Origin of the sequence: Streptomyces sp. NBC_01214 (genome assembly GCF_026340975.1) — a bacterium.
Lineage (GTDB): Bacteria > Actinomycetota > Actinomycetes > Streptomycetales > Streptomycetaceae > Streptomyces.
This window is the reverse complement of record NZ_JAPEOS010000001.1, coordinates 369,259-388,352: the sequence shown is the minus strand read 5'-3', so window position 1 is coordinate 388,352 and position 19,094 is coordinate 369,259. Positions and strand designations below refer to the sequence as shown.

General features: G+C 69.3%; 17 protein-coding genes and 1 pseudogene. 9 read left to right on the top strand and 9 right to left on the bottom strand.

The genetic code is table 11. The features are described from left to right. The first annotated feature begins 16 nt into the window (after window positions 1-16). The 6 genes from murJ (at window position 17) to trxA (ending at window position 7,270) form a co-directional block, all read left to right on the top strand. Window positions 17-2,191, top strand: coding sequence for a murein biosynthesis integral membrane protein MurJ (gene murJ / locus OG594_RS01925; protein WP_266594759.1), 2,175 nt, complete (start codon window positions 17-19; stop codon window positions 2,189-2,191). Window positions 2,192-2,308: 117 nt separating this feature from the next. Continuing rightward, the gene (locus OG594_RS01920) at window positions 2,309-4,048 is read left to right on the top strand and encodes a protein kinase family protein (RefSeq protein WP_266594758.1); all 1,740 of its coding nucleotides are present in this window, start codon (window positions 2,309-2,311) and stop codon (window positions 4,046-4,048) included. A 95-nt stretch (window positions 4,049-4,143) separates the two neighbouring features. Then, window positions 4,144-4,839, top strand: coding sequence for an RNA polymerase sigma factor SigM (gene sigM / locus OG594_RS01915; RefSeq protein ID WP_266594757.1), 696 nt, complete (start codon window positions 4,144-4,146; stop codon window positions 4,837-4,839). Next, window positions 4,836-5,780: a hypothetical protein gene (locus tag OG594_RS01910; protein WP_323185154.1), complete on the top strand. Its 945-nt coding sequence runs from the start codon at window positions 4,836-4,838 to the stop codon at window positions 5,778-5,780. The genes sigM and OG594_RS01910 overlap by 4 nt, the downstream gene beginning before the upstream one ends. A gap of 128 nt (window positions 5,781-5,908) precedes the next feature. Beyond that, window positions 5,909-6,868 (top strand): thioredoxin-disulfide reductase, encoded by a 960-nt coding sequence (gene trxB / locus OG594_RS01905; RefSeq protein WP_030755379.1) that lies wholly within the window; start codon window positions 5,909-5,911, stop codon window positions 6,866-6,868. Between the two features lie 60 nt (window positions 6,869-6,928). Next, the gene (gene trxA, locus OG594_RS01900) at window positions 6,929-7,270 is read left to right on the top strand and encodes a thioredoxin (RefSeq protein ID WP_030008403.1); all 342 of its coding nucleotides are present in this window, start codon (window positions 6,929-6,931) and stop codon (window positions 7,268-7,270) included. Window positions 7,271-7,336: 66 nt separating this feature from the next. Here the strand turns inward: trxA and OG594_RS01895 are convergent, their stop codons facing one another. The 9 genes and pseudogenes from OG594_RS01895 to rpmH form a co-directional block, all read right to left on the bottom strand. Next, the gene (locus OG594_RS01895; protein ID WP_266594756.1) at window positions 7,337-7,954 is read right to left on the bottom strand and encodes a GNAT family N-acetyltransferase; all 618 of its coding nucleotides are present in this window, start codon (window positions 7,952-7,954) and stop codon (window positions 7,337-7,339) included. A gap of 102 nt (window positions 7,955-8,056) precedes the next feature. Beyond that, window positions 8,057-9,151 carry a ParB/RepB/Spo0J family partition protein gene (locus OG594_RS01890; RefSeq protein ID WP_266594755.1) on the bottom strand — a complete coding sequence of 365 codons (1,095 nt, stop codon included), beginning with the start codon at window positions 9,149-9,151 and terminating at the stop codon, window positions 8,057-8,059. Continuing rightward, window positions 9,148-10,236, bottom strand: a complete 1,089-nt coding sequence (locus tag OG594_RS01885; protein WP_323185152.1) for a ParA family protein — start codon at window positions 10,234-10,236, stop codon at window positions 9,148-9,150. The genes OG594_RS01890 and OG594_RS01885 overlap by 4 nt, the downstream gene beginning before the upstream one ends. Before the next feature lie 276 nt (window positions 10,237-10,512). After that, window positions 10,513-11,229 carry a 16S rRNA (guanine(527)-N(7))-methyltransferase RsmG gene (rsmG, locus tag OG594_RS01880; RefSeq protein ID WP_030008407.1) on the bottom strand — a complete coding sequence of 239 codons (717 nt, stop codon included), beginning with the start codon at window positions 11,227-11,229 and terminating at the stop codon, window positions 10,513-10,515. A 131-nt stretch (window positions 11,230-11,360) separates the two neighbouring features. Continuing rightward, window positions 11,361-11,873 (bottom strand): R3H domain-containing nucleic acid-binding protein, encoded by a 513-nt coding sequence (locus OG594_RS01875; RefSeq protein WP_030008408.1) that lies wholly within the window; start codon window positions 11,871-11,873, stop codon window positions 11,361-11,363. Window positions 11,874-11,888: 15 nt separating this feature from the next. Further along, entirely contained in the window at window positions 11,889-12,992 is a 1,104-nt protein-coding gene (yidC, locus tag OG594_RS01870) for a membrane protein insertase YidC (RefSeq protein WP_266594754.1), read from the bottom strand. Window positions 12,993-13,022: 30 nt separating this feature from the next. After that, window positions 13,023-13,277: pseudogene (gene yidD / locus OG594_RS01865) on the bottom strand (membrane protein insertion efficiency factor YidD); the annotation flags it as partial. After that, window positions 13,274-13,648, bottom strand: a complete 375-nt coding sequence (gene rnpA, locus OG594_RS01860; RefSeq protein ID WP_078848045.1) for a ribonuclease P protein component — start codon at window positions 13,646-13,648, stop codon at window positions 13,274-13,276. The gene rnpA and the pseudogene yidD, both read right to left, overlap by 4 nt. A gap of 21 nt (window positions 13,649-13,669) precedes the next feature. Continuing rightward, complete coding sequence (rpmH, locus tag OG594_RS01855) at window positions 13,670-13,807, bottom strand: 50S ribosomal protein L34 (protein WP_008741645.1); 138 nt, start codon at window positions 13,805-13,807, stop codon at window positions 13,670-13,672. Window positions 13,808-14,162: 355 nt separating this feature from the next. Here rpmH and dnaA point away from each other — a divergent pair, with 355 nt between their 5' ends. From dnaA to gnd, 3 genes are all read left to right on the top strand, one after another. Then, window positions 14,163-15,929 (top strand): chromosomal replication initiator protein DnaA, encoded by a 1,767-nt coding sequence (gene dnaA, locus OG594_RS01850; protein ID WP_266594753.1) that lies wholly within the window; start codon window positions 14,163-14,165, stop codon window positions 15,927-15,929. Between the two features lie 876 nt (window positions 15,930-16,805). Continuing rightward, window positions 16,806-17,936: a DNA polymerase III subunit beta gene (gene dnaN, locus OG594_RS01845; RefSeq protein WP_030956769.1), complete on the top strand. Its 1,131-nt coding sequence runs from the start codon at window positions 16,806-16,808 to the stop codon at window positions 17,934-17,936. Beyond that, entirely contained in the window at window positions 17,933-19,057 is a 1,125-nt protein-coding gene (gnd, locus tag OG594_RS01840; protein ID WP_323185295.1) for a phosphogluconate dehydrogenase (NAD(+)-dependent, decarboxylating), read from the top strand. The genes dnaN and gnd overlap by 4 nt, the downstream gene beginning before the upstream one ends. Window positions 19,058-19,094: the final 37 nt, after the last annotated feature.

The window sequence follows — 19,094 nt, the reverse complement described above, 5'->3', positions numbered from 1 at the left end:
ATGAGGTGGGGTTTCGATGAACGCGCCGTACGACGGTGACCGCGCGCAGGGCACTGGTGGGCCTGCGCCCTCCCAGGGCGCTGCCCCAGGCACCCCGGTGCCCGGGCAGGTTCCCGCGCCTGCGCCCGCGCTGGAACGTGACCCGTACGTCCAGGACGCCTACGACCACGACCCGTACCGGTCCCACGACCTATCGGCCCAGGACCCGGTCGCCGAGGTGCTCTACGACCGCGCCTCGCACCCGCCGCCGCCGCCCGGCACCTATCAGGAGCCCGGCCCGCTCTACGCCGCGCCGACCGCGCCCTCGTACTCCCCGGACCCGCGCGTCTGGGCCCAGACCCCGCCGCCCGAGCCGGACGGCCCCTCGCGCCACCTGCCGTACGGCGACCACGCCACCACCACCCAGTTCGTCGGCGTGGACTCCCTCGTCACCAATGCCTCGAACGAGCAGCCCGAACCGGATGCCTTCGCGCACCTGTACCGGGACCAGGAGGCGGCGCCCCGCACCCCCGTCGAGGAGGCGCCCGTCGCCGCACCGGCGCCGAGCAAGCCCGCCGGACGGGCAGCGACCCTGTTCAAGTCCAGCGCGCTGATGGCTGCGGGCACGATCGTCTCCCGCCTCACCGGCTTCCTGAAGACCCTGGCGATCGCGGGTGCCATCGGCGTCGGCACCTTCAACGACACGTACCAGATCGCCAACACCCTGCCCACGATGATCTACGTGCTGGTCGGCGGCGGCGCCCTGAACGCCGTCTTCATCCCGCAGCTGGTCCGGGCCATGAAGAACGACGACGACGGCGGACAGGCATACGCCAACCGGCTGCTGACCCTCGTCGTGGTGCTGCTGGCCGCCGTCACCACCATCTGTGTCCTGGCCGCACCGGTGTTCATCACGATGATGTCGCCGAAGATCGCCTCCGACCCGCAGCAGATGGACGTCGCGGTCGCCTTCGCCCGCTACTGCCTGCCCACCATGTTCTTCATGGGCGTCCACGTGGTCCTGGGTCAGATCCTCAACGCCCGCGGCCGCTTCGGCGCGATGATGTGGACCCCGGTCCTCAACAACATCGTGGTCATCGCCACCTTCGGCGCCTTCATCTGGGCCTTCGGCGGCTTCACCACCTCCGGCGTCAACGCCGCCACCGTCACCCCCGAGGGCGTGCGCCTGCTGGGCCTGGGCACCCTGCTCGGCCTCGCCGTCCAGGCCCTCGCGATGCTGCCGTACCTGCGCGACGCGGGCTTCAAGCCGCGCCTGCGCTTCGACTGGCGGGGCCACGGCCTCGGCAAGGCCGCCGGCCTGGCCAAGTGGACGTTCTTCTTCGTCCTCGCCAACCAGGCCGGCCTCGTGGTCGTGACCCAGCTCGCCACCTGGGCCGGATCCGTCGCCGAGAAGCAGGGCCACCCGGGCACCGGCTTCACCGGCTACCAGTACGCCCTTCTGCTGTGGCAGATGCCGCAGGCGATCATCACCGTCTCCGTCATGACGGCCGTCCTGCCCCGCATCTCCCGCTCCGCACACGACGGCGACGCCGCCGCGGTCCGCGACGACATCTCCTACGGGCTGCGCACCTCGGCCGTCGCGATCGTGCCCTGCGCCTTCGCGTTCCTCGCCCTCGGTGTCCCGATGGCCACCCTGCTGTACGCCGGCTCGGGTTCGGGCGCGCAGAACATCGGCTACATCCTGATGGCGTTCGGCCTCGGCCTGATCCCGTACTCCATCCAGTACGTGGTCCTGCGCGGCTTCTACGCCTACGAGGACACCCGGACGCCCTTCTACAACACCGTCATCGTCGCCGCCGTCAACGCGGCGGTCTCCGCGCTGTCGTTCTTCGTGCTCCCCGCCCGGTGGGCGGTGGTCGGCATGGCCGCCGCCTACGGGCTCGGCTACGCCGTCGGCGTCGGCGTCGCCTGGCGCCGCCTGCGCACCCGGCTCGGTGGCGACCTCGACGGGGCGCACGTCATGCGCACCTACGCCCGTCTCACCGGCGCCTGCATCCCGGCCGCCGCCGTGGCCGGCGCGGCCGCTTTCGGCGTCACCCAGTGGCTGGGCAGCGGAGTCACCGGCTCCGCCACCGCCCTCCTCGCCGGCGGCATCGCCCTGGTCGCGGTGTTCCTCATCGCCGCCAAGCGGATGCGGATCGAAGAGCTCAACGCGATGGTCGGAATGGTCCGCGGACGTTTGGGGCGCTGATGCGCACAACCGTCGCCCCCTTTCGTGTGTCGTGCTTAGCGTCGGACTGTGGGCACAATTGGCATGGCTTCGCAGACTGGCTGACAGCGCGCAACGGATGGGGAGGCAGGAACGACGGTGGCGGAACGTAGCACGGCTGCCGTCGACGTGGCCGACAACAGCGGCGATGAGCCGCTGACCGCTCAGGCGGCACAGGCCACGTCCGACGGGGTGGACACCCAGAACGGACGAGCCGCGGACGGACCCATGCCCGACAAGGACGGCGAACGCACCAACGCGGCCCCTGCGGCCGCACCGGAACTGCACAGCGGACACAAGCTCGCCAGACGCTATCGGCTGGAAGAGTGCGTCACCCGTGTGGACGGATTCAGCAGTTGGCGCGCGATGGACGAGAAGCTGCGCCGTGCCGTGGGCGTGCACCTGATGCCCGCCGACCACGCGCGCGCTCGCTCCGTCCTGGCCGCCGCCCGGTCCTCCGCCCTGCTCGGCGACCCACGGTTCGTCCAGGTCCTGGACGCCGTGGAGGAGAACGACGTCGTCTACGTCGTCCACGAATGGCTGCCCGACGCCACCGAACTCACCGCGCTCCTCGCCTCGGGCCCGCTGGAGGCCCACGAGGCCTACCAGCTCGTCAGCCAGGTCTCCCAGGCCATGGCGGCCGCGCACCGTGAGGGTCTCGCCCATCTGCGGCTGACGCCCAGCGCCATACTGCGCACCTCCACGGGCCAGTACCGCATCCGCGGCCTCGCCGTGAACGCCGCCCTGCGCGGCATCACCAGCGAAACCCCGCAGCGGGCCGACACCGAGGCCATCGGCGCGCTCCTGTACGCCGCCCTCACCCAGCGCTGGCCGTACGAGAGCGACGCGTACGGCCTCACCGGCCTGCCCAAGGGCGTGGGCCTGATCGCCCCCGACCAGGTGCGCGCCGGCGTCCACCGGGGCCTGGGCGAACTCGCCATGCGCGCGCTCGCCAACGACGGGGCCACCGCCTCCCGTCAGGAACCCGCCTGCACCACCCCTGACGAGCTGGCCAAGGCCGTGGCCGCGATGCCCCGCATCCGGCCGCCGGAGCCTGCCTTCACGGCCCCGCCGGAGTACCAGCACACCACCTACCAGCAGGGCAACTACGGACGTCCTCCGACGCACCCCGGTGCGCCGGTCACCCACGCCATGGCCATCCCGCCGCCCCCGCTGCAGAGCCGCACCGGCCGCGTCCTGAAGTGGGGTGTGGCCGCCCTGCTCATCGCCGCGCTCGGCCTGGGCAGCTGGCAGCTCGCCGACACGCTCCTGGACCGCGTCAAGGGCGAGAGCGGCAGCCCGAACAACTCGCAGTCCACCAAGACGAACGAGGACGAGAAGAAGCCCAAGGAGAGCAAGCCGCTGCGCCTTGAGGGAGCCTCCGTCTTCGGCAAGGACCCGATAAAGCCCGAGGACGCCGGCAAGGCCATCGACGAGAACCCCGACACCGCGTGGATCACCAAGATCTTCTACGGTTACGAAGGAAAGTTCGGCAACCTGCCCAGCTACGACGACGGCAGCGGCATCGTCGTCGACCTCGGCAGCGTCCAGGAGGTGACGGGCATCGACGTGGACATGCGCGGTGCCGGACACAAGGTCGAGGTCCGCGCCGCCGCCCCCGAGGAATCCTCGCCGCGCGGCATCTCCGACTTCCCCCAGGAGCTCGTGAAACTGGGCAACGCGGGGAAGAAGCTGGAGGCCACGCGGGACACTCCGGTCAAGACCCGCTTCGTGCTGGTGCACATCACCGCGCTGCCCTCCGAGGGCGGCGGGGACGGCTACCGCGGCGGCATCAACGAGATCAAGATCCTCGGAACCGGCGACCAGCCGGCTCCCTGATCGGTACGCCCCCTGGTCCGCTGCGCCGATCGGCGCAGCGGACCCTCGTATTCGTCCCGACCGCCCCGTACGCTCCCTCCGGGAGGGCAGGTGTGATGCACGACGCAACGACCGGCGGGGACAGCGACGCAGACCTGCTCGCACGGCACGTCGCCGGGGATCCCGAGGCCTTCGGGGAGATCGTGCGGCGGCACCGGGACCGGTTGTGGGCCGTGGCGTTGCGGACCCTCGGGGACCGCGAGGAGGCCGCCGACGCGGTGCAGGACGCGCTGATGTCCGCCTACCGGGCCGCGCACACCTTCCGCGGGGAATCCGCCGTCACCACCTGGCTGCACCGCATCACCGTCAATGCCTGCCTCGACCGCGCCCGCAAGGCCGCCTCCCGCCGGACCGCGCCCCTCGACGACACGGACCGCCTGGAGCGCCTCCTGGAGCCCCATGAGTCCGCGGAGGCCCCTGCGGAGCGCCAGGACCTCCATCGCCAGCTCCTGGCCGCCCTGAGCACCCTCCCGGCAGATCAGCGGGCCGCGCTGGTCCTCGTCGACATGCAGGGGTACCCCGTCGCCGAAGCCGCCCGGATCCTCGACGTCCCCACCGGCACCGTGAAGAGCCGGTGCGCACGCGGCCGGGCGAAACTCGTGCCGCTCCTCACTCATCTGCGCACGAATGCCGGGGATAACACCGCCACCGAGCGGGGAAGGAACCGGACGCCGGGCCCACCCGTCCCACCAGCGGCAGAACCCAGGCATCCAGACCCAGACGCTGTGAAGGGTGGAGGTGGACGACCGTGACCCCGCCCACTGGCATGTCCGGCACGACCGGCACGATCCGGCACCCGGACGTCTCGGAGATCTCCGACCTGACCGAAGGTCTCCTCTCCCCGTCCCGTACCGCCGAAATCCGCCGCCATCTCGGCGACTGCGCCCTGTGCGCCGATGTCCGCACCTCCCTGGAGGAGATCCGTTCCCTCCTCGGCACCCTGCCGGGGCCGGCCCGGATGCCCGCCGACATCGCCGGCCGGATCGACGCGGCCCTCGCCGCGGAGGCCCTCCTCGACGCCACCCAGCCGCAGGCCCAGGCCGTACCGGCCGACCGGCTCCGCACGCCGGACCGCGATGTTTCACGTGGAACGCCCCCCGCTACCGCTGGGAGGTACCCCCGGCCCGCCGGTCACCCGACCGGCCCAACCGGCCCCGGGCGACGCCGCGCGCGCCGCCGGATCGCCGTCCTCGCCGGTCTGTCCGGAGCCGCTGCCTGCGCCCTGGGCATCTTCCTGTTCGGCGACTTCTCGAACACGCCACCCCACGGAATCGCTGCCACCGGCGAGGCATCCGACTCCGCGGAGCGGCCGTCCGCTGCCACGGGCGACAGCAGCTACACCGCTCAGGGACTCCAGGACCGCGTCAAGCAGCTCATCGCAGGCGGTCAGGGCGCCAAGAACGTTCCCCAGGAGCAGAACAACACCCTCGGACTGGAGAACACCGCCCCGGCCCCCGGAGACAAGCGGGCAGCGCCTCCCGTCCCCACCTGTGTCCAGCAGGCCACCGGGCGCCCTGACACCCCGCTCGCCGCCGAACGCGGCAGCTACCAGGGAACTCCCGTCTACCTCCTCGTCCTGCCGCACCCGACCGACTCCGCCCGTGTCGATGCCTACCTCGTCGACACGGCGTGCGAACTGACCGGTTCGGCAGACCCCGGAAAGGTCCTTCTGACGAGCACCTATCCGCGGTAGCCGAGGCGTTCGGGGCCGTGGTGGGGCGGGTGGGGAATGCATGCGCCGTAGGATCCGTTGGGTGGGGTGACAGTCCGCACCGGCCCCCGGTAGGCAGTACGCAGTCCGCAGAGACGAGGAAGAAACCCGTGAGCGACGTCCGAAACGTGATCATCATCGGCTCCGGGCCGGCCGGTTACACCGCCGCCCTGTACACCGCACGCGCTTCGCTCAAGCCGCTGGTCTTCGAAGGTGCCGTCACCGCGGGTGGCGCCCTGATGAACACCACCGAGGTGGAGAACTTCCCGGGCTTCCAGGACGGCATCATGGGCCCCGACCTCATGGACAACATGCGGGCCCAGGCCGAGCGCTTCGGCGCCGAGCTGATCGCGGACGACGTCGTGGCCGTGGACCTCAGCGGTGAGATCAAGACCGTCACCGACACCGCCGGCACCGTGCACCGCGCCAAGGCCGTCATCGTCACCACCGGTTCCCAGCACCGCAAGCTCGGCCTGCCCAACGAGGACGCCCTCTCCGGCCGCGGTGTCTCCTGGTGCGCCACCTGTGACGGGTTCTTCTTCAAGGACCACGACATCGCCGTCGTCGGCGGCGGCGACACCGCGATCGAGGAGGCCACCTTCCTCTCGCGCTTCGCCAAGTCCGTCACCATCGTCCACCGCCGTGACAGCCTGCGCGCCTCGAAGGCCATGCAGGACCGCGCCTTCGCCGACCCGAAGATCAAGTTCGCCTGGGACAGCGAGGTCGCCGAGATCCACGGCGACCAGAAGCTCTCCGGCCTCACCCTGCGCAACACCAAGACCGGGGAGACCTCCGAGCTGCCCGTGACCGGCCTCTTCATCGCCGTCGGCCACGACCCGCGCACCGAGCTCTTCAAGGGGCAGCTCGACCTCGACGAGGAGGGCTACCTCAAGGTCGAGGCCCCCTCCACCCGGACCAGCGCCACCGGCGTGTTCGGCGCCGGCGACGTCGTCGACCACACCTACCGTCAGGCCATCACCGCCGCGGGCACCGGCTGCTCCGCCGCCCTCGACGCCGAGCGCTTCCTCGCCGCGCTCGCGGACGCCGAGAAGGTCCACGCAGCGGTCTGACCGGTCTGACCCCCACACCGCCCCACCCCACACCCCGCAGGAAAGAAGAAGGAGGCCGCTGTGGCCGGCACCCTCAAGAACGTGACCGACGCTGACTTCGACGAGCAGGTACTCAGGAGCGACAAGCCCGTACTGGTGGACTTCTGGGCCGCCTGGTGCGGACCGTGCCGCCAGATCGCTCCGTCCCTCGAGGCCATCGCCGCCGAGTACGGCGACCAGATCGAGATCGTCAAGCTCAACATCGACGAGAACCCGGCCACGGCCGCCAAGTACGGCGTCATGTCCATCCCGACGCTGAACGTCTACCAGAGCGGCGAGGTCGCCAAGACCATCGTCGGCGCGAAGCCGAAGGCCGCCATCCTGCGCGACCTCTCGGAGTTCGTCGAGGTCAAGACCGCCTGACCCGATCGATGTTTCACGTGAAACGGGGCCGCCCCTCCAGGGGCGGCCCCGTTCCGCGTCTCGCGCTCACAGCGGCCGGAGCGCCGGCTCCTTGCGCGCCGCGCCCAGCAGCCGGTCCAGCGCGAGCTCTACGTCTTCCTTCCACGACAGCGTCGAGCGGAGTTCCAGCCGCAGCCGCGGATGCACCGGGTGGGGACGGACCGTCTTGAAGCCCACCGCGAGCAGATGGTCTGCCGGCAGCAAGCACGCCGGGCCCTCCCAGTGCGCGTCCCCGAACGCCTCGATCGCCCGAAACCCCCGCCGCAGCAGGTCCTTGGCCACCGTCTGAACCATGACCCGCCCCAGCCCCTGCCCCTGGTACCCCGGCATGATCCACGCAGTGATCAGCTGAACGGCATCGGGCGAGACCGGGCTCGTCGGGAAGGACGTGGCCCGAGGCACGTACGCCGGCGGCGCGTAGAGGACGAAGCCCACCGGAATTTCGTCCACATAGACCACTCGGCCGCAGGATCCCCACTCCAGCAGGACGGCGGAGATCCATGCCTCCTTCTCCTGCGCCGGAGTACCCGCCTTCACCGCGGCCTCACCACTGACCGGGTCCAGCTCCCAGAACACACAGGACCGGCAACGACGGGGCAGGTCCTGGAGGTTGTCCAGCGTGAGCGGTACCAGCCGACGACCCATGACCGCATCGTATCCACTGGTCCATCGTTCTTCGACAGCAAAGCGAAGGGGCGGACCGCACCGGTTCACACCGTTGCGGTCCGCCCCTGGGCGGCCCGGGGATCACTCCCCGGCAAGACCCTGATCCAGCACCCGGCCCTCGCCCGGCGCCAGCGTTCCCAGAATCCGCTCCAGATCCTCCATCGAGGCGAACTCGACGGTGATCTTGCCCTTCTTCTGACCCAGATCCACCTTCACCCGCGTCTCGAACCGGTCCGACAGTCGCGTCGCCAGCTCGCTGAGCGCCGGAGCCACCCGGGCACCCGCACGCGGACCCTTCGGCTTCACCGCACTCGACGGTTCCGAGGCCATCAGCGTCACGATCTCCTCGACCGCACGCACCGACAGCCCCTCGGCCACGATCCGGTGCGCCAGCTTGTCCTGCTCCTCGGAGTCCTCCACCGAGAGCAGCGCACGCGCGTGCCCGGCCGACAGCACACCCGCGGCCACCCGGCGCTGCACCGAAGGGGACAGCTTGAGCAGCCGCAGCGTGTTCGACACCTGAGGACGCGAGCGCCCGATCCGGTCGGCCAGCTGGTCGTGGGTGCAGTTGAAGTCCTTGAGCAGCTGGTCGTAGGCAGCGGCTTCTTCCAGCGGGTTCAGCTGAGCCCGGTGCAGGTTCTCCAGCAGCGCGTCCAGCAGCAGCTTCTCGTCGTCCGTCGCCCGGATGATCGCCGGAATGGCCTCCAGCCCGGCCTCGCGGCAGGCACGCCAGCGCCGCTCACCCATGATCAGCTCATAGCGACCGGGGGCCGATTGCCGCACCACCACCGGCTGGAGCAGGCCCACCTCCTGGATGGAGGTCACCAGCTCGGCGAGGGCGTCCTCGTCGAACACCTCGCGCGGCTGCCGCGGGTTCGGCGTGATCGCGTCCATCGGGAGCTCGGCGAACGTCGCCCCCGCCACCACATTGCTCTCGATCTCGGGCTGGGACTCGGGCTCGGCCACCGGGGCGACCGCAAGCGATGTTTCACGTGAAACATCGGCCTGTACGAGCGCAGCGAGCTTCGCCGCCGCGACCCCGCGCTCCGAAGCCATCGTCGGCACCGCCGACGGGGACGTCGACCCGGCGCTGATCACCGGCGGCGTCTTCTCCTGCGGAGCCGCGGGGATCAGCGCACCGAGCCCCCGCCCCAGACCCCTACGTCGCTCACTCACTGGATCCCCTCCGCCACACTGTGCGTGTTGTTGCTGCCCGGGCCCAGATGGGCGTGCCGAGCGTCGTACTGAATACCGACCCCCCGATACGCGATCTCTCGCGCTGCCTCCAGATAGGAGAGGGAACCACTGGAACCCGGGTCGTACGTGAGCACCGTCTGCCCATAGCTCGGTGCCTCAGAAATGCGCACCGACCGGGGGATGCTCGTCCGCAGCACCTCCTTGCCGAAGTGGCTGCGCACCTCCTCCGCCACCTGCGAAGCCAGCCGTGTCCTGCCGTCGTACATCGTCAGCAGGATGGTGGACACGTGGAGCGTCGGGTTGAGGTGGGCCCGCACCAGATCGACATTGCGCAGCAGCTGACCCAGGCCCTCCAGGGCGTAGTACTCGCACTGGATCGGGATCAGCACCTCCGCGCCGGCCACCAGTGCGTTCACCGTCAGCAGGCCGAGCGAGGGCGGGCAGTCGATCAGGATGTAGTCGAGGGGCTGGTCGTACGCCTGGATCGCCCGCTGGAGGCGGCTCTCCCGCGCCACGAGCGACACCAGCTCGATCTCGGCACCCGCCAGGTCGATCGTGGCCGGGGCACAGAAGAGGCCCTCCACGTCCACCACCGGCTGGACGACCTCCAGCAGCGGCCGGCTGTCAACGAGCACGTCGTAGATGGACGGCACGTCGGCGTGGTGGTCGATGCCCAGTGCCGTGGACGCGTTGCCCTGCGGGTCGAGGTCGACCACCAGGACCCGTGCACCGTGCAGCGCCAGTGACGCCGCCAGGTTCACGGTCGTCGTGGTCTTGCCCACGCCGCCCTTCTGGTTGGCCACCACGATGACCCGGGTCTGATTCGGCCGGGGCAGCCTCTCACCGGCGCGCCCCATCGCCTCGATCGCCTGCTGGGCGGCTCGGCCGATGGGGGTGTCGTTGTCTACAAGAGGCGGAGGCAATGTTTCACGTGAAACATCCTCACCCGCCGGTTCAGAGCGGGGCCCGGGGACCGGATCGGCCATGGGCCCCGCGAGGTTGGCGTCGGACCGCACGGTGTCACTCTCCTCGACATCAGGCTCGCGATGAACAGAGCCTCCCATGTCACCCGGGTCGCGAACCAGCGGGGCCCGTACTCCTGTGGATGAATCCACCGATGTGGACAACTCTGTCCCCCTTGCGTCCTTGCGCTGGAGGGGGGACGCAGCCGCACGACCGCGGCTGATGATTCCGTGCAGCAGAGAGCGACGTTTCACGTGAAACACGATGCCCGGAGAGAGTCTCCCGGCCGCTACGACACTCCGAAATCCATACCTATAGGGCCCAACACGGATGAAATCTCCCGCGTGGGCCCCGACCGCCAGCGAATCCGCGGTGAATTACCGGCGCCGGCGGGTGCGCCCCACCCGGGCCGCCTTAGCCCGCTTGGCCGCGAACCTCACCCCTCCAGGGCTCTCTCCGACCTCAACCCGCACCACCGTCGACAGCGGGTCCACCAGACCCTCGCCCACGTGCAGCACCGAGGTCTTCACCACACCCAGCTTCGCCAGCGCCGTCTTCGCCGACACCAGTTCTTCGTCCGCGGTGTCGCCCTTCAGCGCCAGCATCTCGCCGTACGGCCGCAGCAGGGGCACGCCCCAGCCGGCCAGCCGGTCCAGCGGAGCCACCGCCCGCGCCGTCACCACGTGCACCGGTTGCAGCTTGCCCAGGACCTCCTCGGCCCGCCCGCGCACCACCGTGACGTGGTCCAGGCCCAGCAGCTCCACGGCCTCCTGGAGGAAGGTCGTACGCCGCAGCAGCGGTTCGAGCAGCGTGATCTTGAGATCCCGTCGCACCAGGGCGAGCGGAATGCCGGGCAGACCCGCGCCCGAGCCCACATCGCACACGGTGACGCCCTGGGGCACGACCTCCGACAGCACAGCGCAGTTCAGCAGGTGCCGCTCCCACAGGCGCGGCACCTCACGCGGCCCGATCAGGCCCCGCTTGACTCCTGCGTCCGCCAGCAGCTCCGCGTACCGCACAGCTTCCGGGAAAAACTCACCGAACACCGCACGCGCCTCTTCAGGCGCCGGGGGAAGCTCAGCTGCCTCCGTCACGGGGACCGTCCTTCCGTACCGCATGGTTCTGAAAAAACTTCAAGATGAGGCGTCGTTCACCTGTCAGGCCAGGCTGACAAACATCGGCCCCGTCTGCGACACAGACGGGGCCGAACAACTCGTGCTGACGATCAGGCCGGGAGCACAACGACGAAGCGCTGCGGCTCCTCGCCCTCGGACTCGCTCCGCAGACCGGCCGCCGCCACGGCGTCGTGGACGACCTTCCGCTCGAACGGGGTCATCGGAGCCAGCTTCAGCGGCTCGCCGGACGCCTTCACGTCCGCCGCGGCCTGGGCGCCCAGCGCCGCCAGCTCCTCGCGCTTCTTCGCGCGGAACCCGGCGATGTCCAGCATCAGCCGACTGCGGTCCCCGGTCTCCCGGTGCACGGCGAGGCGGGTCAGCTCCTGCAGAGCCTCCAGAACCTCACCGTCGCGGCCCACGAGCTTCTGCAGATCGCGGCTGGCCGAGTCACTGACGATCGACACCGCGGCCCGGTCGGCCTCGACGTCCATGTCGATGTCGCCGTCCAGGTCGGCGATGTCCAGCAGACCCTCGAGGTAGTCGGCCGCGATCTCACCCTCCTGCTCGAGGCGGGTCAGGGTGTCGCCACTCTCAGCGGCGGCCGTGGTGGTGCCTTCCGTCACGGGAGAGACTCCTTCTTACTTCTTGGGAGCGGGCTTGCTGGGGGTCTGACGCTGCGCCTTCGACTGACGCTTCGGCTGCTGCCGCTTCGCGGCACCGCCGCTCGCCGCATCCGAGTCCGCCGTGGCCTCGACACTCTTGATCACGGAGCCGTCGGGCTGCGCGGCCATGCCCTGCTTGGTGAGGGCGGCGATGAACTTGCGCTCGTTGTCGTTGCGGTCCGGGCCCTTGGCGACGATCGCCGCGACGACCCGCTTCCTGCCCCGGCCCTTGAGCTCACCGTGCGAGGTGACCTGCTTCAGCAGTCGCGTCAGGTACTGGTCCTGCGCCTTGCTGCCCGGCGTCGGGTTCTGGTTGATCACGTACATCTGCTGACCCATGGTCCACACGTTCGTGGTCAGCCAGTAGACGAGAACACCGACGGGGAAGTTGATGCCCATGACCGCGAAGATCACCGGGAAGATGTACATCAGCATCTTCTGCTGCTGCATGAACGGCGTCTTGACCGAGAGGTCGACGTTCTTCTGCATCAGCTGACGCTGGGTGTAGAACTGCGACAGCGACATCATGATGATCATGACGGCCGTCACGATCCGCACGTCCGTCAGCGTCGCGCCGAGGGCGGCGACCTTCTCCGGGCTGTCCATGAACTTCGCGGCGATCGGCGCGCCGAAGATCTTGGCCGCACGGGCGCTGTCGACCAGCTGCTGGTCCATCGCGCCGACCGCCTTGCCATCGGCGATGTTCGAGAGCACGTGGTACAGCGCGAAGAAGAACGGGGACTGCGCCAGGATGGGTAGGCACGAGGAGAGCGGGTTGGTACCCGTCTCCTTGTACAGCTTCATCATCTCTTCGGACTGACGCTGCTTGTCGTTCTTGTAGCGCTCCTGGATCGCCTTCATCTTCGGCTGGAGCGCCTGCATGCCCCGCGTCGCCTTGATCTGCTTCACGAAGAGCGGGATCAGGCAGATACGGATCAAGATCACTAGGGACACGATGGACAGGCCCCAGGCCCACCCACTCGACTCACCGAAGATCGCCCCGTACATCGAGTGGAACTGGACGATGATCCACGAGACGGGGTAAGTGATAAAGCTGAACAGACTGGCAATCGTGTCCACTAATCAGGCTCCTTGAGCATTGCGAGATCTACGCAACGCACTGCGCAGCTGCTCGTGCCAACGCGGGCGTTTACGGGGTGGGACGTGGTCCACGCCGCCCGGGGACCACGGATTGCACCGCAGGATCCGCCAGGCGGTCAGGGCCGTCCCCTTGACCGCACCATGCCGGTCGATGGCCGTGTACCCGTAGTGCGAACACGACGGGTAGTAGCGGCACACCGGCCCGAGCAGCGGACTGATCGTCCACTGGTACAGCTTGATCAAAGCGAGCAGCGGGTACTTCATCGAGCCACGCCTCCCAGGAGCCGCACCAGAGCGGCATCCAGGTCCCGGGCCAGCTCGTCGGGGCCGGCATCACCCGCTCCGGGCAACGCACGTACCACCACCAGGCTACCGGCGGGCAGCTGGGACAGCCGCTCGCGGACCAGATGCCGCAGACGGCGCTTGACCCGGTTACGTATGACGGCGTTGCCGACAGCCTTGCTGACGACGAAACCCGCACGCGACGAGGGATCGATCTCCCCCGACTCGTGCGGGTCCGTTGCACCGCTTGTACGTAGATGGACGACGAGGAGCGGGCGACCAGCCCGGCGACCTCGGCGTACCGCGCTCGCGAAGTCCTCGCGCCGCCTCAGCCGATTTTCGGGAGACAGCACGACGTCACGACCTGCGTGTTGTTACGCGGAAAGGGCGGCGCGGCCCTTGCCACGACGGTTCGCGAGGATCGCGCGACCGGCACGGGTACGCATCCGCAGGCGGAAGCCGTGGGTCTTGGCGCGACGGCGGTTGTTCGGCTGGAAGGTGCGCTTGCTCACTCGGGGGCTCCAGAGAATGAATCGTTGTGGCGGGACATCGCCTGGCTGTCACCGTGCGCCCACGAGGAAACTCGCGTGTTCGCCCGAGTGGCACCGCTAAATGATCACTATCAGTGACCTTCGCCCATCGGTAGGCAGGCGGCAGCAGCCATCGACAACTCGACCTGGTTACGGTACGCGCGGCTACGCCATCCGGTCAAACCGAGCCGACCAGGCCCCACACTGTGCACAGGCTGTGGACAACGACTTGAACCCTACCCGCTGGCCTGACTACCGTTGCCTGACCCCGGATTTTTTGTCCCGACCGTCCCAAAGAACCACACATTCGTGGGACCCCTGTGAGAGAGCGTGCTCTGTGGCTGACGTACCTGCCGATCTTGCCGCAGTGTGGCCAAGGGTGCTCGAAAAGCTCCTCGGGGAGGGACAGCCGGGGATCGAGCCCAAAGACAAGCAGTGGGTCGAGCGGTGCCAGCCCCTGGCACTCGTCGCCGACACCGCACTGCTGGCCGTCCCCAATGAATGGGGCAAGCGCGTCCTCGAAGGCCGCCTCGCCCCGCTGATCAGCGACGCGCTCAGCCGTGAGTGCGGCCGCCCCATCCGGATCGCCATCACCGTGGACGACTCCGCCGGCGAGCCCGCGCCCCCCGCTCCTCCCGTCCAGCAGCAGGGCGGGTACGAGCCGTACGGCGGCCAGCGCCCCGGCGACGACCAGCTCCCCACCGCCCGCCCGGCCTACCCGGACTACCAGCAGCAGCGCCCCGAGCCCGGCGCCTGGCCCCGCGGCGGCCAACAGGACGACTACGGCTGGCAGCAGCCGCGCCTCGGCGGTTTCCCCGAACGCGACCCGTACGCCTCCCCGCAGCCCGGCTATCTCCAGCAGCCCGAGCCCTCCGGCTACGACCAGGGCTCCTACGAGCAGCAGAAGTACGAGCAGTCCCCGTACGAGGCCCAGCAGCAGCACCAGTCCCATCAATACGAGCAGCAGCCGTACGAGCCCCAGCAGTACGAGCAGCCTGCGCCGCGCCAGGCCCCCGGCCGGCCTGCGCCGCCGTCCCCGTCCGGCAGTTCCACCTCGGGCCCGCTGGAGCCGACCGCGCGGCTGAACCCCAAGTACCTCTTCGACACCTTCGTCATCGGCGCCTCCAACCGCTTCGCGCACGCCGCCGCGGTGGCCGTCGCCGAGGCACCCGCGAAGGCCTACAACCCCCTCTTCGTCTACGGGGAGTCGGGCCTCGGCAAGACGCACCTGCTGCACGCCATCGGGCACTACGCGCGGAGCCTCTACCCCGGCACCCGGGTGCGGTACGTGAGCTCCGAGGAGTTCACCAACGAGTTCATCAACTCCATCCGCGACGGCAAGGGCGACGCGTTCCGCAAGCGCTACCGCGAGATGGACATCCTCCTCGTCGACGACATCCAGTTCCTCGCGAGCAAGGAGTCGACGCAGGAGGAGTTCTTCCACACCTTCAACACGCTCCACAACGCCAACAAGCAGATCGTGCTCTCCTCCGACCGGCCGCCCAAGCAGCTGGTCACCCTGGAGGACCGGCTCCGCAACCGCTTCGAGTGGGGCCTGATCACCGACGTCCAGCCGCCCGAGCTGGAGACCCGCATCGCGATCCTGCGCAAGAAGGCCGTCCAGGAGCAGCTCAACGCCCCGCCGGAGGTACTGGAGTTCATCGCCTCCCGCATCTCGCGCAACATCCGCGAGCTGGAGGGGGCGCTGATCCGGGTCACGGCCTTCGCGAGCCTCAACCGGCAGCCGGTCGACCTGGGCCTCACCGAGGACGTCCTGAAGAACCTGATCCCGGGCGGTGAGGACAGCGCACCGGAGATCACGGCCACCGACATCATGGCGGCCACCGCGGACTACTTCGGCCTGACCGTGGACGACCTGTGCGGCTCCTCGCGCAGCCGGGTCCTGGTCACCGCCCGGCAGATCGCCATGTACCTGTGCCGGGAGCTCACCGACCTCTCCCTGCCCAAGATCGGGGCGCAGTTCGGCGGCCGCGACCACACAACGGTCATGCACGCGGACCGCAAGATCCGCGCTCTGATGGCCGAGCGCCGCTCCATCTACAACCAGGTCACCGAGCTCACCAACCGCATCAAGAACGCCTGAGCGCGGCCCCCCGACACCCGGTTCGGGGCCGCTCCAGGGCTCCTTCACACGCTTCCAGAGGGCGCTCCCGGTCCACAACGGGGGCGCCCTTCTTCGTTCGCGCGCCCCTGACCTGTTCGAATACGCCCCCTGTGGAGCAAGTCATCCACAGATTGGGAGACTTTCTTCCGTCCACACCCTGGGGACGGGTCGCGTCACCCACAATCTGTCCACAGGCGTGCGGGGTGAGGCTCCATCAGGGCTGGTCAGACCCCTGTGGAATTGTGCACAAACGTCATCCACAGGCTGTGGACAAATATTTCGTCCACAGCCCTGTCCACGGCGTTGTCCACCGTCGGCCCACAGGTTTCCACGTCCTGTGCACAGGATGCGCGGGCTTCTCCACACCCTTGTCCACTGTTCGGCAACACACCACCCCCTCTCACCGCCCGGAGTGAAAGCCGTCACACGGATGTAGACGTTTGGGTTGTGGAGTACCGGGGGAAAGCTGGGGACACACCTGTGGAGTAATCGGGGTCACCTGGGGACAGCCTGTGCAGAACTTTTTGTTCTCCACAGGGACACGGGGTTGTCCACCGGTGTCGCCCACAGGGTCGGTGGATAAAAAACCGGGGTTGACCTGCGAAAACGGGCTTATCCACCGTTTCCACAGGCCCTACTACTACCCCCATAGAGAGTTAGGCCGGTTTCGGTTTTCAAGCGGGTCCTGTGCACAACTCGTCGATCGCCCGCCCCGACGCCTCGCTCCCGACTTGACCGCCAGCCGCACCGAGTGTCGGCGCCGTACGTCAGACTGGTCCCCGGCATCGGTCGAGGCATCGACGAGCCGACGACGAAGGCCGGCAGACGAGCGAGCAACAGCAGGAGGCGGTTCCGGTGAAGATCCGGGTGGAGCGCGACGTACTCGCGGAGGCGGTGGCTTGGGCCGCCCGTAGCCTCCCGGCCCGGCCGCCGGTGCCCGTTCTCGCGGGCCTGCTGCTGAAGGCCGAGGAGGGCACTTTGAGCCTCTCCGGCTTCGACTACGAGGTCTCGGCCCGGGTCTCCGTCGAGGCGGACGTCGAGGAGGACGGCACCGTCCTGGTCTCCGGCCGGCTGCTCGCCGACATCTGCCGCGCCCTCCCCAACCGGCCGGTGGAGATTTCCACAGACGGTGTACGGGCGACCGTGGTCTGCGGCTCCTCGCGCTTCACCCTCCACACCCTGCCCGTGGAGGAGTACCCGGCACTGCCGCAGATGCCGACCGCGACCGGCACCGTGGCCGGTGAGGTCTTCGCCTCCGCCGCCAAGCAGGTCGCCACTGCCGCCGGCCGTGACGACACGCTGCCGGTGCTGACCGGTGTCCGCATCGAGATCGAGGGCGACCGCGTCACCCTGGCCTCCACCGACCGCTACCGCTTCGCGGTCCGCGAGTTCCTGTGGAAGCCGGAGAACCCGGACGCGTCGGCCGTGGCCCTGGTGCCCGCCAAGACGCTCCAGGAGATCGCCAACTCGCTGACCAGCGGTGACACGGTCACCCTGGCGCTGTCCGGCTCCGGTGCGGGCGAAGGCCTGATCGGTTTCGAGGGCGCCGGCCGCCGCACCACCACCCGGCTGCTCGAAGGCGACCTGCCCAAGTACCGGACGCTGTTCCCGACGGAGTTCAACTCGATCGCGGTGATCGAGACCGCGCCCTTCGTCGAGGCCGTCAAGCGCGTGGCCCTGGTGGCCGAGCGCAACACCCCGGTCCGCCTCAGCTTCGAGAAGGGCGTGCTGATCCTGGAGGCCGGCTCCTCCGACGACGCACAGGCTGTGGAAAGGGTCGACGCCCAGCTGGACGGCGACGACATCTCGATCGCCTTCAACCCGACCTTCCTGCTGGACGGCCTGAGCGCGATCGCCTCCCCGGTGGCGCAGCTCAGCTTCACCACGTCGACCAAGCCCGCGCTGCTCAGCGGCCGCCCGGCGATCGACGCGGAGGCCGACGAGGCCTACAAGTACCTGATCATGCCGGTGCGCCTGTCCGGCTGACGTTCCACCTGTCGACGTCGGGCCCGGTCTCGCACGCAGCGGGACCGGGCCCGACGTCGTCCACAGGCTGGGGAGCGCGCCGGGAAAACCGGCTGAGCCGGACGGGCCGCCATGGAGCGCCCGCAAGGCCCGCCGCCACGGCCCGGCGTAGGCTCGGATCCGGTGGGCGACCCCCTGCGCGTCCGGCGAGGACACGGCCGGGGAAGCCCCGGCAAAGACGGCCACAACGCTTAAGGAACCACCTGATGGAGCTTGGTCTCGTCGGTCTCGGCAAGATGGGCGGCAACATGCGCGAGCGCATCCGCCGCGCAGGCCACACCGTCATCGGATACGACCGCAACCCGGACCTCGCGGATGTCCACAGCCTGCAGGAGCTTGTGGACAGCCTGCAGGCCCCCCGCGTCGTGTGGGTCATGGTCCCGGCCGGTGCGGCCACCCAGTCCACCGTCGACGAGCTCGCCGAGCTGCTGTCGCCCGGTGACGTCGTCGTCGACGGCGGGAACTCCCGCTGGACCGACGACGAGAAGCACGCCGAGGAGCTGAAGGCCAAGGGCATCGGCTTCGTCGACTGCGGTGTCTCCGGCGGCGTGTGGGGCCTGGAGAACGGCTACGCGCTCATGTACGGCGGCGCCGCCGAGGACGTGGCCCGCGTACAGCCGGTCTTCGACGCCCTCAAGCCCGAGGGCGAGTTCGGCGCCGTGCACGCGGGCAAGGTCGGCGCGGGCCACTTCGCGAAGATGGTCCACAACGGCATCGAGTACGCCATGATGCAGGCCTACGCCGAGGGCTGGGAGCTCCTGGAGAAGGTGGACTCGGTCACCGACGTCCGTGAGGTCTTCCGTTCCTGGCAGGAGGGCACCGTCATCCGCTCCTGGCTGCTGGACCTGGCCGTGAACGCCCTCGACGAGGACGAGCACCTGGAGCAGCTGCGCGGCTTCGCGCAGGACTCCGGCGAGGGACGCTGGACGGTGGAGGCGGCGATCGACAACGCCGTGCCGCTGCCCGCGATCACCGCGTCGCTCTTCGCGCGCTTCGCCTCGCGGCAGGACGACTCCCCGCAGATGAAGATGATCGCCGCGCTGCGCAACCAGTTCGGCGGCCACGCGGTCGAGAAGAAGTAGCACCGCAGCGGTACAGCGGTACAGCACCACAGCGAGT